This is a genomic window from Flavobacterium sp. GW823-FHT06G12 (genome assembly GCF_058794775.1).
Genome location: NZ_JBXAHE010000003.1, coordinates 512,018 through 528,215 on the forward strand (window position 1 = coordinate 512,018; position 16,198 = coordinate 528,215).

Genomic DNA, 16,198 nt, shown 5'->3' on the forward strand with positions numbered 1-16,198 from the left:
GTAATCGATTGTATTAATAAATGTAAAAAATACAATTACAAAAGTAGGAATAAGATTGATATGAACAAGAAATCATTTATTTTTAAGAAATCTTTTTTACATAAAGTGATAAATAGTGATATAATTTTTACAAACCGTTTAAAAAATGTTATAATTTATTGAAGTTTGATCATTTTTAAAGGTAGAAAATGAAATATATCTCGGATATTAATTTTTAAAAAGTACTTTTGTAATTGTATTTTTTACATTTATTAATTTTGATTTACTTTTTTACATGATTTCGAATGGATAAGAAGCAGAATTTCTAAGATGATTATACGATTGATGAAGACTTTTCATCAGAAAAAATAAAATAACAATTAAAAATATACGATTATGAAATTAATACGTTTTGGAGAAATCAGAAAAGAGAAACCTGGAGTTTTGATTGGAGAAAAGAGATATGATGTTTCTTCGATTGTAACCGATTTTAACGAAAGTTTCTTTGAAGAAAACGGATTAGAAAAATTGCAAAAAGCATTAGAAAGCAACCCAACTTTACCAGAAGTTGATGCTTCTGTACGATTGGGTTCTCCTGTGGCTCGCCCTTCAAAAATTATCTGCATTGGCTTAAATTATATTGATCATTGTAAAGAAACCAATGTGCCGATTCCGACAGAACCTATTATTTTTTTCAAATCAACAACTTCTTTGTGCGGTCCAGATGATGATTTGATTATTCCAAAAAATAGCGAAAAAACAGACTGGGAAGTAGAATTGGCTTTCGTTGTTGGCAAAAAAGCAAGTTATGTTGAAGAAGCAGAAGCTTTAGATTATGTTGCTGGCTATGCTTTATTGAACGATTATAGCGAAAGAGCATTTCAACTAGAGCGCGGCGGACAATGGGCAAAAGGAAAAGGAAGCGACACTTTTGCGCCTCTTGGTCCATTTTTGGCTACAAAAGATGAAATCATTGATGTGGACAATTTAAAGATGTGGCTGACAGTAAATGGTAAAAAATACCAAGACAGCAATACCTTAAATTTGGTTTTCAAAATCCCTTATTTGGTACATTATTTAAGTCAGTTTATGACTTTGCTTCCGGGCGATATTATCAGTACAGGAACGCCTCCGGGAGTTGGTTTGGGAATTAAACCAGATCCGATTTATATTAAAGCAGGCGATGTTGTTGAATTGGGAATTGAAGGTTTAGGAACAAGCAAACAGAAAGCTGTAGCATATCAAAAATAAAATTTAAGAAAGTATAAAATGAAATATATTGTTTGCGAAAAACCGCAGGAATTTCTATTAAAAGAAACCAATATTCCAGAACCAAAAGAGGGAGAAGTTTTATTGAAAATTAAAAGAATCGGAATCTGCGGAACTGATATTCACGCTTTTGGCGGAACTCAACCGTATTTTGAATATCCAAGAATTTTAGGTCACGAATTGGCTGCTGAATATGTAAAGGGAAATGCAGAAGGATTTAAACCGGGAGATAAAGTAACTTTTATTCCGTATTTTAACTGCGGAAAGTGTGTTGCCTGCAGAAATGGACTAACAAACTGCTGTGTAAATATTAAAGTTTTTGGTGTTCATATTGATGGCGGAATGGCGGAATATGTTTCGATTCCAGAACAATATTTATTGCACGGTCAAGGTTTAGATTATGATGAATTGGCTTTGGTTGAACCTTTGGCAATTGCGGCGCACGGCGTTAGAAGAGCGACAGTAAAACCAACAGATACCGTTTTAGTAATGGGAGCAGGACCAATTGGAATTGGTTTAATTCAGTTTGCTAAAATTGCAGGAGCAAAAGTAATTGTAATGGATATTAACGATTACAGGTTAAATTTCTGTAAAACAGAACTAAATGCAGATGAAACGATTAATCCGTTAAACGATGATGTTGCGCAAAAATTGGCTGAATTGACAAACGGTGACATGGCAAATGTGGTTATTGATGCTACTGGAAATCAGAAAGTAATGAACAGCGCTTTTAATTATATTTCACACGGCGGAAGATTTGTTTTGGTCGGACTTCAAAAGGGAGAATTAAGTTTTAGTCACCCAGATTTCCACAAAAGAGAATCGACTTTAATGAGCAGCCGAAATGCGACTATTGAAGATTTCGAATATGTAATGAAATGTCTGAAAGAAGGTAAGATTGATCCGAAGAAATATATCACGCACAGAACTAGTTTTGCTGAAATGATTACTGATTTTGGGAAACTGATTGATCCGAAGAATAATGTGATTAAGGCGTTGATTGAAATAGAGTAATTAGTTATTAGTGAAAAGTGATTAGTGAAAAGTGATTAGTGAAATGTGAAATGTGTGCAAGTTTAAGTTGAATGTATTTCACTTTTCACATCTTACAAATCACATTTAACACACAAAAAAAATGGATTTAAACTTAAAAAATAAAATAGTGGTCGTTTCTGGTTCGGCTGGAAAAGAAGGCAGTATCGGAGAAACGATTGTCAACAGATTGGCAGATGAAGGTGCCATTCCAGTCTTAGTTGACAGAAATGCTAGAGGTTTCGAATACGTGGAAAGACTTCAAAAAAGAGGTGTTAATTCACTATTTGTACAAACTGATGTAACCGATCCTGTCGCGATAGAAAATGCTGTAAAAGTAATTGGAGCTAAATATGGAAGAATCGATGCTATAATCAATAATGTTGGTGTAAATGATGGTGCAGGATTGGATGCTTCTTACGAGGAATTTATGGATTCATTGAAATTGAATGTAGTAAGTTATTTTCTTTTAGCTAAATATTCACTTCCATACTTAAAAGAATCAAAAGGTAATATCTTAAATATTGGTTCAAAAGTGGCTTTAACAGGGCAGGGCGGAACTTCTGGTTACGCTGCTGCGAAAGGTGGCGTTTTAGGATTAACTAGAGAATGGGCGGTAGATTTAATCCAATTCGGAATTCGTTCTAATGCTATTATTATTGCTGAAAGTTATACGCCAGCTTACGAAGATTGGATTAAAACTTTGCCAGATGGAGAGGCAGTTTTGAAAAAAATTAGTAAAACGATTCCATTAGAAAGCCGAATGACCAAAACAGAAGAAATTGCAGATACGGCTCTTTTTATCATTTCTGAAAAATCATCGCATACTACAGGACAATTTGTTTTTGTGGATGGAGGTTACGTACATTTAGACCGTGCATTAATCAGCGATGTTAATTAAAAAGATATGAGTAAAAGAATAGATTCCCATCAGCATTTTTGGAAGTTTGATCCCGTTCGAGACAGCTGGATTGATGAAACGATGGAGAATATCCAAAGAGATTTTCTTCCTGAAGATTTACAGCCATTATTAAAGGCAAATCATTTTGAAGGATGTGTTGCCGTTCAGGCAAGTCAGTCAGAAGAAGAAACTCATTTTCTATTGGATTTAGCTTCTAAAAATGATTTCATAAAAGGAGTTGTCGGCTGGATCGATTTACGAAATGAAAACATTGCAGAGCGTTTGCAATTCTTTTCAGATCAAAAAAAGCTGAAAGGTTTTAGACACGTCGTTCAAGGCGAAGCGGATGATTTTATGTTTGGAGCAGAATTTAGAAGAGGAATTGCGGCTTTAAAAGCATTTGATTATACTTACGATATATTGATCTTCGAACGTCAATTACCAGCGGCAATAAGTTTGGTAAAAGATTTTCCAAATCAAAAGTTTGTAATCGATCATATTGCCAAACCAGATATCAAATCGGGAAGTATTGATTCTTGGCAAAAGGGAATTCAAGAAATTGCAAAGTACGAAAACGTCTGGTGTAAAATCTCAGGAATGGTCACAGAAGCCGACTGGAAAAACTGGAAACCAAAAAAATTAAAACCGTATTTAGATGTAATTTTTGAAAACTTTTCAGTTGATAAATTAATGTACGGCTCAGACTGGCCAGTTCTTAATGTTGCTTCTGATTATAGTGAAGTGGTAAAAACATTGGAAGATTATATTTCGAAGTTTTCAATTGAAGATCAGAATAAGATTTGGTTTGAGAATGCGAACGAGTTTTATAAGTTATGAGTTAGAAGTTAGCTCATAGATTATAAGAGCCTGAAAGGCTCATACCATGAACACTGGGCAACACCCAGTGACCGCAGATAGGCATATGTAAAAAAGCCCTGAAAGGGCGTAAGCAATTACATGACGATTATGCTTACGCCCTTTTAGGGCTTTTTTATGCTGGTCTATATCAATTCATAGGGCGTTGCCCTATGGTGATGCTTTGAGGCCGTTGGCCTATTATTTAGAATAATAAAAAATATAACCCGTGGTTTCAACCACGGGAACACAATGCTAGACGTTTCAATATTGCGTCTTCGTGGTGGAAACCACGGGCTATATTTGAAAATGTGACTTCGGTCGAAATGTTAAAAATTATTTCTAATTTTTCAAAACATTATTTTCCGGAGCCCATTTCTTCTGCCATTCAGGATATTTCTTCAGAGCCTTTTCAGGTTTATCGGTGTACCAAGCATAGCCCGTTCTTCTTTCACGGCTTACTTCGGCTAAAGAATATAAAAACTCACTGTCACGATCAGAGAATAAAGGGCGATGTGTTTTAAGTTCATAATAACGAGTCCAAATAGGTGGAGCAGTTGTATCGTGCACGACTCTTACGTCATTTTTGATTTTCTTGTATTTGGATTCCATTTCTTCAGCAGCAAAACTTTCAACTCTGGTATTATAGATTTTAGAATCCTGAAACCATTTTATTGCGCCTTGTACTGCATTAATAATTTTTGCATCTGGATTTTCAATATCCATTAAAAACAAAACTACATCAACGCTTTCGGCATTACAGATGCTTGGCGGTTCAAATTTACGTGCCCAAGCAGGTTCAAGTGTTATTTCGTCGTGTTGCTGGCACCAAGCAGTCAATTTTCCATTGTCTTTAATTTGCATTTTCAAAATACAATCCAATCCTTTTTGGTAAGCGTTGACTACTTTTTTTCGGGTTTTAGCGTCAATAAAAGCATAATCAGGATCATTATTTACAATCTTTTTTAAAAGATTCATGATGCCCATATACGCTCCATCATTAAAAGTAATATGTCGGCTATAACCTTTTTCTAAAGGAAAATATTGTGGCCAGCCGCCATTTGAATATTGTGCTTTTATGACAAAATTAATTCCACGTAGGCATCCATCTTTATACCTCGGATCTTTTGTGAGCGTATAAACCTGTGCCAGATAATGAATATGAGTATAAGTCGTTTCATTATCGAAAGTAGTATGTTCTATGTATTTTGTTTTAACTACGCTATCTATTTGCTGTGGCGTTAAAATAGCTTTCATGTCATAATTCTTTGGCCACCCACCATTATCACGCTGGAAATACAGAATATTATCTGCAATTTTAGTATAATCTGTTTCAGCATATTTCGGCTGATTCGGAATCGGATTTATGATATTGGTTTTGTCTTTTATAAAGTACCAATGATTAGTGCCATCAGTAAAAGGTTTTGTGCTTATTTCACTATTTGACTGTGCATTGGAGCACAAAAATGAAAAAACACAAAAAGCAGATGCCAGTAATTTCGAGCTGTTTATAGAATTGAACATAGAATCTCGTTTTTAGAATTTAACAGCTTTCTTAGGCACATTTTTATCGATAGTAGTCGTCTTAGAAAAATTAGCAGAAGAACCACTTAAATCAATATTCTTGCTCGCTTCACCATTAATTGTAATCGCATTTGATGAAGAAGGATTAAACTCGATGTTTTTCAGGGAAAGGTTTTTAGTATTATAAATTTCGAAAGCATTTTTAGCCTCAATATCCAATTGTGCGTTGCTGATTTTAATTCCGTTAGCATCAATTATAGAAAAACCTTTTTGTGCTTTTGCAATTAGGTTTGTGATTTCAATGTTTTCTAAATTCATTTCAGGAAGACCTTGTAAAAATACTGCTTGTTGAGCGCCTTTGATTGTAATATTTTTGATCACAATATTTTTAAACTGAGGTGTTTCTTCGTTTACCGGAATTGCTTTTGTGCTAACAGTATTTCCACCTTCTGCTAAAGTTTCAGCAATAGATTTTCCGCCATAATACAAATCAAATGAAATTGCTTGAGATGGAATATCAGTCATAAAAACATCAGAGATATAAATGTTTTCTACAACACCGCCACGTCCGCGAGTACTTTTAAAACGAAGACCAACATCAGTTCCCATAAAAGTACAGTTAGAAACGTGCAGGTTTTTTACACCACCAGACATCTCACTTCCAACTGTAACTCCGCCATGACCATGATACACGATATTGTTTTTAACGATGATATTTTCGCAAGGAACACCTCTTTCGCGTCCGTCTTTATCTTTACCTGATTTAATGCAAATTGCATCGTCACCCACATCAAAACTTGAATTTTCTATTACTACATTTTTACAAGATTCAACATCAAGTCCGTCACCGTTTTGAGAAAACCATGGATTACGAACAGTTATATTTCGAACAATTAAATCTTCAATTAATAACGGGTGAATATTCCATGCAGGAGAATTTTGAAAAACAGGTCCGTCAAATAGCACTCTTTTACTATTTTGAATGCTTACCAAAACTGGACGCAGGAAATCATGAATAGCTTCAAAATCTTCTTTCGTTTTTAAATCAAGACGAATGTTCTGATCGGCACCTTTAGCTCCTTTTAGATATTGTTCAGAAGGATACCAGCTGTCTTTCTTTTCATTTAAAACTCCGCCAGAAGCTACAAATTTCTTCCATTGTTCATCTGTCAATTTACTCTTTTTAACTTGTCTCCAAGCTTCGCCAGAACCATCCCAAACACCATTTCCTGTAAATGCTATATTTTCTAAATTTTTGCCATAAATAGGAGAGATGCATCGCCAAATGTTTAAACCTTCGAAGCTGGTTTCGATTATTGGATACAAAGATTTATCGGTACTGAATTTGATTAATGCGCCTCTTTCTGCATGAAGCTCAATATTACTTTTTAGAATGATTGGACCCGTTAGCCAAATTCCAGGTGGAATAATCAGTTTTCCACCGCCTTTTTTCGAAAGTGCATCAATAGCATCTGCAAAAGCTTTTGTATTTAAAACGTAACCGCCATTTACTGCTCCAAAGTCTTTTAGATTCACACTGTACTGCGGAATTACAGGTTCCTGTACTTCAGCCATTTTAAATTCAATATTTTTATACGTGTCAGCAGATTTCTGTGCAGAAACTGTATTGAAACTCAAAGCAAAAGAGGCGAGAGCAATACATAAAAGGTTTTTTCGGTTAGTTTTCATTCTTATTGTATTATAGTTAAAAGTCTTTTTTGAGAAATCGATTCACTATTAATTCAATTTTTTATTGCTGAAATTTTTATTCAATAAATAAAATTACTGTTTTTTAATTTGAAATATTCAATGTAATCGATTACACAAATCTATTAAAAAAATAATATGAAATGACAGTTTTAGTGAGTTTATCACAGATTTTTTATGAATTTAACTTTTTTTGATTCGGAAATGAAAGGATAATTAAAAGCCGAATTTTCGAAATGAATGTCTTGAAGTCAATATTACAGGAGGGTACAGGATGCTCGTAATTTTATATTCTTTTAAATTGTGCCTGTTATTTGGCAAAAGTGTTAAAAATACAATTATTTGTAAAAATTATAGCGCTTTAAATAAATGCCTCGTAATTTTATCTCAAGAAAAAAATCAATACTATAAATAATGCGTTTAATTCCTTTCAACAAATTACTAGTCGTTTTTTTACTGGTATTCACAATTTCGGCAAGTGGTGCTGAAATCTGGGTTTCACCATCAGGAAAAGATTCGAACATCGGAACAAAATCAAATCCGTTGGCAACGGTTCACATGGCAATGCGAAAAGCCAGAGAACTTCGTCGTTTAAAAGATCCATCTATAAAAGACGGAATCCGAATCATAGTAATGAACGGAATGTATTATTTAAACGAACCTTTATTTGTGCGACCAGAAGATTCTGGAACTGCAGACAGCCCAACAACAATTGAAGCCGATGTAAATGCAAGACCCATTATAAGCGGTGGAATCGAAATTAAAAACTGGACAAAATCGACAACCGTTATTAACGGACTTAAAAAAGGTTCTGTTTGGGTGGCAGATGCTCCTAAAAAAGCAGGAAGTCTGATTGATTACAGACAATTATGGATAAACGAAAAAAAAGCAGTTAGAGCCAAAAATACTGCGGGAACCACAATGGAACGTATTTTATCTTGGAATCACGAAGAACAAACCTGTTGGATTCCGTTTAAAGATAAATCGGTTAAGTTCGAACCGGGAATGGAAATGTTTATTGTGCAATGGTGGTCGAATGCCAACCTACGTATCAAAAATATTGAAGTTCAAAAAGATAGCGCTAAACTTTCGTTTGAAGAACCAGAAAGCCGTATTCAAAGCGAGCATCCGTGGCCAGCGCCGTGGATTTCTAAAAACAACGGGAATTCGGCTTATTTCTTAAACAATGCTTTTTCGCTTTTAAACGAGCCTGGAGAATGGTATTTGGACAAAAAAAATGCTAAAATCTATTACATTCCGAGAGCTGGAGAAGATATTAATTCGGCAATTGTAACTGCGCCTGTTTTAGAAAATCTGGTTGAAGTAAAAGGGACAATCGATTCTCCTGTTCATCATTTTCAATTTAAAGGAATTTCGTTTCAGTACAGCAACTGGCTTCGTCCGTCACAGCAAGGTCATGTGCCGTTGCAATCTGGTTTGTATTTGTTAGATGCTTATAAATTGAAACAGCCAGGAACACCAAATCAGGCAAGTTTAGAAAATCAAGCCTGGGTTGGACGACCTCGCGCTGCCGTAGAAGTGAATTATGCGAATAACATTCAGTTTGAATCGTGCCGTTTTGAGCATTTGGCTTCAACTGGTTTAGATTTAAATAAAGGAACAAATCACAATACCGTAAAAGGAAATTTATTTAAAGATATTGGCGGAAGTGCCATCAATGTTGGAATTTTCTCTGAAGAAGCTTTTGAAGCGCATTTGCCTTTAATCATAAAAGATGAAAGGGAAATGTGTTCTGATGAAGTGATTTCGGATAATTTAATTACCAATGTAACCAATGAAGATTGGGGAACTCTGGGAATCAGCGCTGGTTTTGTTAGAAACATCACAATTGAACACAACGAAATTTCGGATGTATCGTATTCCGGAATGGCAATGGGATGGGGTTGGACGCATACGCCAAACGTGATGCAGAACAATAAAATTCTGGGAAATAAAATTCATCATTATGCCAAACATTTACATGATGTTGCTGGAATTTACACGCTTTCGGCTCAGCCAGGAAGCCGAATTGAAGAAAATTATATCGACAAGGTTTACCACAGTCCATACGCTCACGATCCGTTTTTATGGCTGTATTTGTATACCGATGAAGGTAGCGAAGGTTTTACGATTAAAAACAACTGGATTGCCGAAAAGAAAATCCTTAAAAACCATAATGGTCCAAAAGGCAATATTTGGGAACACAATGATCCATATGTAAGCACTAAAATTAAAGATGCAGCCGGAATCAGGGCGCCTTACAAAGATTTAGAAAAAGAAGTTGTAATTGATGAAAAATGGGGATTGCAGGAAATGCCAAAACCGTATGCAATCGAATTGATAGGTTCTGATTTTGATATTGAAAAAATCAAATCGACTTTAACCGGATTTAGAATTGTAGGTCAGGAATTGTACCAATGGAAAAATCATTTGGTGATTTACGGAAAAATGAATCAGCCGGAAAGAACAAAACGAAAACTGGCGGGCGCTTTTCCTTCTTTAGAAATTAAAATCTATGAAGATTTGGTTTATGATTTTCAAAACTTCGAAAGATGTAAAGATTCAAAACCAGCATCGGATTGGGAAAATATTGTTTTAACAGCGAATCTTCCTGCTGATGAAAAACTCCAAAAAGAATATGTGGAATATCATAAAACACAATTCGAAAAATGGCCAGAAGTTGCAAAAGGCTTCTGTAACGCCGATTTCCAGCAATTGCAGGTTTTCAAAAAAGACAGGCAATTAATCTTGATAATCAGTATTCCGAAAGAAGAAAGTTTGGATAAACTGAATCCGAAAACAACACAAAATAATCCTCGTGTAGACGATTGGAACGCCTTAATGAAAAAATACCAAAGCGGAATTGAAGGCGCAAAACCAGACGAAACCTGGATTTTCTTAAACAAAGTAGAAACAAAATAATATTTTGCCACAGATTAAAAGGATTAAAATGATTTTTTCTAATCTGTGAAAATCCTTTTAATCTGTGGCAAAAAAATCTAAAATCTAAACTCAACAATCTAAAATAACCACACCTCATGTTAAAAATAGCCATTCTAGGACTTGGAGAAGGACGAAGTACAATGTCGGCAGCTATAGAAAGTTCAAAATTAGAACTCGTTAAAATATGTGACCGAAACGAAGAATTGTGTAAGCAACGTGCAAAAGAATTTGATTTTCATTCGTACACAACTAATTACGACGATTTATTGAATGATTTGTCAATTGATATTATCGCGATTTATACACCAGATCATCTGCACGCACAACACGTAAAGCAAGCTTTATTAAGTGGAAAACATGTCGTTTGTACCAAACCTTTTATCGATGATCTTTCGGATGCTAAAGAACTGTTAGAATTAAGCAAATCGACTGGAAAGAAAGTTTTCATTGGGCAAAGTTCCCGTTTCTTTGAACCAGCAAAAAGACAAAGAGCTGATTACGAAGCGGGTTTAATTGGAGATTTGATTACAATTGAAGCGCAATATCACGCCGATCATAGATGGTTTTTAAAGAAAGAATGGTCGCTTTTGCAATCGTTTAAATGGCTATACGGTGGTTTGAGTCATCCTGTAGATTTTATAAGATGGTATTTGCCAAATATTCAGGAAGTGATGGGTTACGGAATGATCAGCAGTAACGGACAAAATGCAGGATTGAAGAATGAAGATACAATGCATTTTATCTTCAAAGCAACTGATGGTAGAATTGCTCGTGTAAGCGGTGTTTACACTTCGCCAACTCAGCCAGCACAACGTGACAGCGGAATGAGCACAATTTTGCGTGCTACAGAAGGAGCAAGTCAGGCAGATTATCACGAATTACGATATGCGATTACAGATAGAACTGGCGAAGAAAAAGTAATTACTTGGGGAGACAGCACGATAAAATATTATTTCCGTTTTGAAGGACAAAGTCATCACGGCGGAGAATATCAGAATTACTTAGAATATTTTGTAGACAGCATCGAGCAAGGTTTTGAAGCGTATCCAAACATGGAAGAAGGAATTGGAACTGTGGCTTTATTACAAGCTATGGATAAATCTCTGCAAACAGGAATGCCGGTTAAAATTGCCGATATTCTTAACGAATACAGACTATGAACAGTATCTACGATAAATTAACCACGCTCGATTTTGTAATTGTTGCGGGTTATTTAGTGGCTTTGTTAGTCATTGGATATGTGGTAAGTATGAAGCAGAGAAAGAAAAACGAAACACTTTTTCTGGCCGGAAACTCCTTAAACTGGTACAGCATCGGGTTTAATATGTGGGGAACCAATGTTGGGCCTTCGTCATTATTGGCTTTTGCGAGTATTGGTTACGCTACAGGAATTGTAGCAGGAAATTTCGAATGGTACGCTTTTGTATTTTTACTGCTTTTGGCAATGGTTTTTGCACCGAGATATATTGCAAGTAAAGTAAGCACCATGCCCGAATATATGGGAAAACGTTACGGCGATAGTACACAGAACATCTTGGCTTGGTATGCTTTGGTAAAAATATTAGTAAGCTGGCTGTCTTTAGGATTATTCAGCGGAGGCGTTTTAGTACGTCAGATTTTAGGAATCCCGATGTGGCAGAGCGTTACGGTTTTAGTGATTTTCTCTGGAATATTTACGTTTGCAGGAGGATTAAAAGCAATTGCAAAAGTGAATGTTTTTCAAATGATTCTGTTGATTGTAGTTTCATTGACGCTTTCTTTTTTAGGTTTGCAAAAACTAGGTGGAATAGATGTTTTAATTGCTAAAACGCCTTCTAACTTCTGGAATTTAGTTCGTCCTTCAGATGATGCGCATTATCCGTGGCCTGCTATTTTGTTAGGATATCCCGTAGCTGCAGTTGCTTTTTTCTGTACCGATCAATCGATGGTGCAGAGTGTTTTGGGAGCTAAAAACCTAGAACAGGGACAGCTTGGTGTGAACTTCATCGGATGGTTGAAAGTGATGGCGCTTCCGTTATTTATTTTGCCTGGAATTTTATGTTATGCGCTATATCCAGAATTAGGAAGCAACTCCGATTTAGCTTATATGACCATGGTTACGAATCTTTTCCCAAGCGGCATGAATGGTTTGGTAATCTGCGTGATGATTGCGGTTTTGGTGGGAACAATTGGTTCTTCGTTAAACGCTTTAAGCACCGTTTTTACCAATGATATTTATGTAAAGAAAATCAACCCGACAGCGACGATTCAGGATCAGATTAAAATTGGCCGATTGACGATTGCTGCTGGATGTGTTTTTGCCATTCTTATTGCAGTTGCGATTGACAATATCAAAGGACAGAATTTATTCAACATCTTTCAGGCGGTTTTAGGTTTCTTGGCGCCTTCGTTATCTGTTGTTTTTCTTTTGAGTGTTTTCTGGAAACGCACTACCAAAAAAGCCGTAAATGCAACACTTTCGTGGGGTTCTGCGTTTAGTTTGTTTGTTGGGGTTTTGTATTTATGGATTTTCCCTGCAGATAAATATCCAGTTTGGCCTCACTTTTTATTGATTTCGTTTTACATTTTTGCTGTGCTTTTAATTACAGCTGTAATTATTTCTTTAACCGATAAAAATCCTGAAGTTAATGTTTCAGATGAAACGGATATTCCTAAAACTAGCAAAAAGGTGAAGTTTTTGTTTGGTTTGTTGGGGTTAGTGATTTTGATTTTGTATTTGGTTTTTAATGGGAATTAAATTTTCTTCAAACTCTTATAATTTTAAAAACGCTTCTTAGCAATAGGAAGCGTTTTTTGTATGTTATTGAATGAATAAAAAATAAACAGTAGGTTTGTTAAAGCAACGAGTAGAAATCTAAAAACAAGTAAGGTGGAAAATTTTCGATTAGATAACCAATCTTTGACTTTTAAAGTAATTTATAATCAAATGGAGGTTTCTCAGAATAATATTTTGTTACATACGATAAAAGGAATGTCAATAATTCCAATTCATGTAAGAATCTCTCCTTTTGAAATAAAAGAAAATTTTATTCAAAAAAAGAATGACAATTTAGAAATTCAAAATGAATTGTACCAAGGTATTTATTATACAAATATTGTAGAATACACACTTGGGGAAATTTCTTTGGCAGCAAATTTTCTAACTGATTCTTGGGCTAATAATATTTTGAATCTTCTAAATGAGGAAAAGGAAAATTGCTTAACAATATCATTAACAGATGATGCAATAAAGAAACAAATCATTCTTGCAAATCCTAATCTTTTTAGTTGTGATTCCGATATAGATAATTTTTGTATTACTCATAATATTAGTGTGCAAGATTTTGTTGAATGTGGAAAATTTGAACAACTTGAAATAGATTTAGAAGGTATCTCTGCAAGATTAAGTTCTGAAATAATATTTTTTAGAAAAAAACTTTTTACAGAACTTTTGATTCAGAAGATAGATGCTAAGATTTTTGATTTTGAAGAACTGAAAGGAATGATTCTTCCATTAAATAAAAAGAAACTATATATTGAATGGAGAAAATCACAATTAAAAGAAATTGAATTGGTTCAGAAATATATTAAATCGCCATTTACCTTTGACGATTTGGAACAATTTTCAAATTTTAAGGCAATTAACAATTTTGCAGTTAAAAATATATATACACAAGACTTAGTAACTGAAACTTTTTATTGGATGCAATATTTTCCTAAAGCGAAATCAAGATTTGAAATTGCGACAAAATATTACAGCGAAGGTGGTGATTTGCGTGATTCTGTTGATAATCTGCGACTTTCTTTAGAGCTACTACTCAAAGAGTTACTGGGAAATGAAAAGAGTTTGGAAAATCAAACTTCTATTATTAGTGAATATCAAAAATCGCTTGGAATAGGTAAACAAATTATAAATACATTTCAAAAAGTACTTGAATATTACAATAGATTTCAAAATGATAAAGCGAAACATGATGCAGATATTAATAATATCCATGAAGTGGAATTTATTTTTGGATTAACAATGATTTTTATAAGAATGCTTATAAAGTCAAATTCAAAGTATAATTTGCAATAAAACAAAATCCTTTCATGAGAAAGCGTTTTTTTATTGCTTTGTCGAAACCAACAACTCCCGAATATCAACCTTCAAATATTTAGAAACCTCATAAAGTGTTTCAATAGAAGGTTGAGCTTCATTTGTACACCAACGAGAAACAGTCGATACAGTTTTACCCAAATGAGTGGCTAATTCCTTACTAGTTCGATTGTTTTCAACCAAAACAACTTTTATTCTATTTAATTTAAGTTTCGACACAATGTTGATTTATTGATATTTCATGCAAATATCTTATAATTTAAATATAAGAAAAAGAATAGTTGAAATCATCAAAGTTGCCCTAAAACGACAATTTAGTGTCTTAAAAATATTATTTGTAGTATAATTTTTACTATTTTTGTTTCGATGAAATAAAAATAAAATGAAACAATCAGTAAAAAGACGATTAAAAATACAGCCAAGACATATCGCAAGATCGTACCATCAATACGTTATATTTCCAGAAATACGTCTTTGCGGAAAATGGCTTCAGGAAATCGGTTTTAATTACGGGAATTTCGTAACGATTGAACATCAGCAAAATAAAATCATTATTACAACCAATAATGAAATTGAAACGAAATAAAAAACACATAGCTTTCAATTGAGAAAACTATGTGTTTTATTATGAAATCAAATGCCTTTTAAAGACAATCCAAATACTATGTTTCTATGTGTTTAAAAAATTATTCCTGAACTTTCTTTTTCTTCTCCAAATTAGGCAAGAACCCTGTAATAACCCCAATTAAGGGCAGGAATGCACAAATCTTAAATACATATTCAATACTAGTAGCATCGGCAATTTTTCCTAAAATAGCAGAACCTAAACCGCCCATTCCAAAAGCAAATCCGAAGAAAAGACCTGCAACAAGTCCTACTTTTCCGGGCATTAATTCAGTTGCATAAACCAGAATCGCTGAGAATGCCGAAGAAAGAATTAATCCGATGATTACAGATAAAGTTCCAACCCAGAATAAAGAAACATAAGGTAACATCAAGGTAAAAGGAGCAACACCTAAAATAGAAACCCAAATTACATATTTTCTTCCGTATCGATCTCCAATTGGTCCTCCAATTAAAGTTCCAGCAGCAACAGCGCCAGAGAACAAGAATAAATATACTTGCGATTGCTGAATCGTGATGTGGAATTTATCTATAAGGAAAAAAGTATAATAACTTGTAATGCTACTCATGTAGAAATACTTAGAAAAAATCAGAACCAATAAAATAATCAACGAAGCAATTACTCGGTTTTTAGATAAATGATGTGTCTCGATTTGGTGAGAAGCTTTGTTCGCATTTCTTTCCGATAAATGTGCCGTGTACCAAATCGCAATTTTATACAAAGCAAAAACACCAACTAACGCGATAATACAAAACCAAGCGATATAAGATTGTCCGTGCGGAATTACAATAAAAGCTGCTAATAAAGGCCCAATCGCACTTCCTGCATTTCCTCCCAATTGAAAAATAGACTGAGCCAAACCTCTTTTTCCGCCCGAAGCCAAATGCGCCACACGTGAAGATTCAGGATGAAAAATTGAAGATCCAATTCCGATTAAACTTACGGATAATAATAAGTTGATAAAACTTGAAGCGATTGAAACAAAGAAAAGTCCAACCATTGTAAAACACATCCCAACAATTAGCGAGTATGGCTTTGAGTTTTTATCAGTATACATTCCAACAAACGGCTGTAAAATAGACGCTACCATTTGGTAAGTCAAAGTAATAATACCAATTTGAGTAAAACTTAAACTGAAATTATCTTTTAAAAGAGGATAAATTGAAGGAACAACAGCTTGTAAAAGATCATTAATTAAGTGAGAAAAACTTATGATGAATAAGATCGAATAAGTGGTTTTTTTAACTATGTCAGGATTTGCTTTAATAGTGTCCATGAGATATTT

13 protein-coding genes are annotated in these 16,198 nt (G+C 34.3%); 9 read left to right on the plus strand and 4 right to left on the minus strand.

Features of this window, described 5'->3' with window-relative positions; genetic code table 11:
* The first annotated feature begins 375 nt into the window (after positions 1-375).
* The 4 genes from AC1Q5Z_RS14785 (at position 376) to AC1Q5Z_RS14800 (ending at position 4,018) form a co-directional block, all read left to right on the plus strand.
* Positions 376-1,230 (plus strand): fumarylacetoacetate hydrolase family protein, encoded by an 855-nt coding sequence (locus AC1Q5Z_RS14785; RefSeq protein ID WP_492445593.1) that lies wholly within the window; start codon positions 376-378, stop codon positions 1,228-1,230.
* 18 nt (positions 1,231-1,248) lie between these two features.
* On the plus strand, positions 1,249-2,262 hold the full coding sequence (locus tag AC1Q5Z_RS14790) for a zinc-binding alcohol dehydrogenase family protein (RefSeq protein WP_343583975.1): 1,014 nt from the start codon (positions 1,249-1,251) through the stop codon (positions 2,260-2,262).
* Positions 2,263-2,383: 121 nt separating this feature from the next.
* Complete coding sequence (locus tag AC1Q5Z_RS14795) at positions 2,384-3,181, plus strand: SDR family oxidoreductase (RefSeq protein WP_343583973.1); 798 nt, start codon at positions 2,384-2,386, stop codon at positions 3,179-3,181.
* 6 nt (positions 3,182-3,187) lie between these two features.
* Complete coding sequence (locus AC1Q5Z_RS14800; protein ID WP_492445596.1) at positions 3,188-4,018, plus strand: amidohydrolase family protein; 831 nt, start codon at positions 3,188-3,190, stop codon at positions 4,016-4,018.
* 360 nt (positions 4,019-4,378) lie between these two features.
* Here the strand turns inward: AC1Q5Z_RS14800 and pelA are convergent, their stop codons facing one another.
* Both pelA and AC1Q5Z_RS14810 read right to left on the minus strand, forming a co-directional pair.
* Positions 4,379-5,560, minus strand: a complete 1,182-nt coding sequence (pelA, locus tag AC1Q5Z_RS14805; protein ID WP_343583969.1) for a pectate lyase — start codon at positions 5,558-5,560, stop codon at positions 4,379-4,381.
* A gap of 12 nt (positions 5,561-5,572) precedes the next feature.
* Entirely contained in the window at positions 5,573-7,249 is a 1,677-nt protein-coding gene (locus tag AC1Q5Z_RS14810; protein ID WP_492445598.1) for a glycoside hydrolase family 28 protein, read from the minus strand.
* Between the two features lie 432 nt (positions 7,250-7,681).
* On the opposite strand from AC1Q5Z_RS14810, the gene AC1Q5Z_RS14815 reads away from it, so the two are divergent.
* The 4 genes from AC1Q5Z_RS14815 (at position 7,682) to AC1Q5Z_RS14830 (ending at position 14,267) form a co-directional block, all read left to right on the plus strand.
* Positions 7,682-10,189 carry an L-rhamnose mutarotase gene (locus AC1Q5Z_RS14815; RefSeq protein WP_492445600.1) on the plus strand — a complete coding sequence of 836 codons (2,508 nt, stop codon included), beginning with the start codon at positions 7,682-7,684 and terminating at the stop codon, positions 10,187-10,189.
* A gap of 116 nt (positions 10,190-10,305) precedes the next feature.
* The gene (locus AC1Q5Z_RS14820) at positions 10,306-11,370 is read left to right on the plus strand and encodes a Gfo/Idh/MocA family protein (protein WP_492445601.1); all 1,065 of its coding nucleotides are present in this window, start codon (positions 10,306-10,308) and stop codon (positions 11,368-11,370) included.
* On the plus strand, positions 11,367-12,947 hold the full coding sequence (locus tag AC1Q5Z_RS14825; RefSeq protein WP_492445603.1) for a sodium:solute symporter: 1,581 nt from the start codon (positions 11,367-11,369) through the stop codon (positions 12,945-12,947). Before AC1Q5Z_RS14820 ends, AC1Q5Z_RS14825 begins: the two co-directional genes overlap by 4 nt.
* Positions 12,948-13,079: 132 nt before the next feature.
* Positions 13,080-14,267 (plus strand): hypothetical protein, encoded by a 1,188-nt coding sequence (locus AC1Q5Z_RS14830; protein WP_492445605.1) that lies wholly within the window; start codon positions 13,080-13,082, stop codon positions 14,265-14,267.
* Positions 14,268-14,297: 30 nt separating this feature from the next.
* Here AC1Q5Z_RS14830 and AC1Q5Z_RS14835 read toward each other — a convergent pair whose 3' ends face one another.
* Positions 14,298-14,507: a helix-turn-helix transcriptional regulator gene (locus AC1Q5Z_RS14835; protein WP_492445607.1), complete on the minus strand. Its 210-nt coding sequence runs from the start codon at positions 14,505-14,507 to the stop codon at positions 14,298-14,300.
* 163 nt (positions 14,508-14,670) lie between these two features.
* Here AC1Q5Z_RS14835 and AC1Q5Z_RS14840 point away from each other — a divergent pair, with 163 nt between their 5' ends.
* Positions 14,671-14,874: a SymE family type I addiction module toxin gene (locus tag AC1Q5Z_RS14840; RefSeq protein WP_111425676.1), complete on the plus strand. Its 204-nt coding sequence runs from the start codon at positions 14,671-14,673 to the stop codon at positions 14,872-14,874.
* Positions 14,875-14,974: 100 nt separating this feature from the next.
* Here the strand turns inward: AC1Q5Z_RS14840 and AC1Q5Z_RS14845 are convergent, their stop codons facing one another.
* Positions 14,975-16,189, minus strand: a complete 1,215-nt coding sequence (locus AC1Q5Z_RS14845; protein WP_492445609.1) for an MFS transporter — start codon at positions 16,187-16,189, stop codon at positions 14,975-14,977.
* Between the last annotated feature and the right edge of the window lie 9 nt (positions 16,190-16,198).

Coding starts and splice junctions, on each gene's coding strand:
- AC1Q5Z_RS14810 (WP_492445598.1), bottom strand. CDS start 7,249: ATGAAAACTAACCGAAAAAACCTTTTATGTATTGCTCTCGCCTCTTTT.
- AC1Q5Z_RS14820 (WP_492445601.1), top strand. CDS start 10,306: ATGTTAAAAATAGCCATTCTAGGACTTGGAGAAGGACGAAGTACAATG.
- AC1Q5Z_RS14815 (WP_492445600.1), top strand. CDS start 7,682: ATGCGTTTAATTCCTTTCAACAAATTACTAGTCGTTTTTTTACTGGTA.
- AC1Q5Z_RS14800 (WP_492445596.1), top strand. CDS start 3,188: ATGAGTAAAAGAATAGATTCCCATCAGCATTTTTGGAAGTTTGATCCC.
- AC1Q5Z_RS14790 (WP_343583975.1), top strand. CDS start 1,249: ATGAAATATATTGTTTGCGAAAAACCGCAGGAATTTCTATTAAAAGAA.
- AC1Q5Z_RS14845 (WP_492445609.1), bottom strand. CDS start 16,189: ATGGACACTATTAAAGCAAATCCTGACATAGTTAAAAAAACCACTTAT.
- AC1Q5Z_RS14825 (WP_492445603.1), top strand. CDS start 11,367: ATGAACAGTATCTACGATAAATTAACCACGCTCGATTTTGTAATTGTT.
- AC1Q5Z_RS14785 (WP_492445593.1), top strand. CDS start 376: ATGAAATTAATACGTTTTGGAGAAATCAGAAAAGAGAAACCTGGAGTT.
- AC1Q5Z_RS14840 (WP_111425676.1), top strand. CDS start 14,671: ATGAAACAATCAGTAAAAAGACGATTAAAAATACAGCCAAGACATATC.
- AC1Q5Z_RS14795 (WP_343583973.1), top strand. CDS start 2,384: ATGGATTTAAACTTAAAAAATAAAATAGTGGTCGTTTCTGGTTCGGCT.
- pelA (WP_343583969.1), bottom strand. CDS start 5,560: ATGTTCAATTCTATAAACAGCTCGAAATTACTGGCATCTGCTTTTTGT.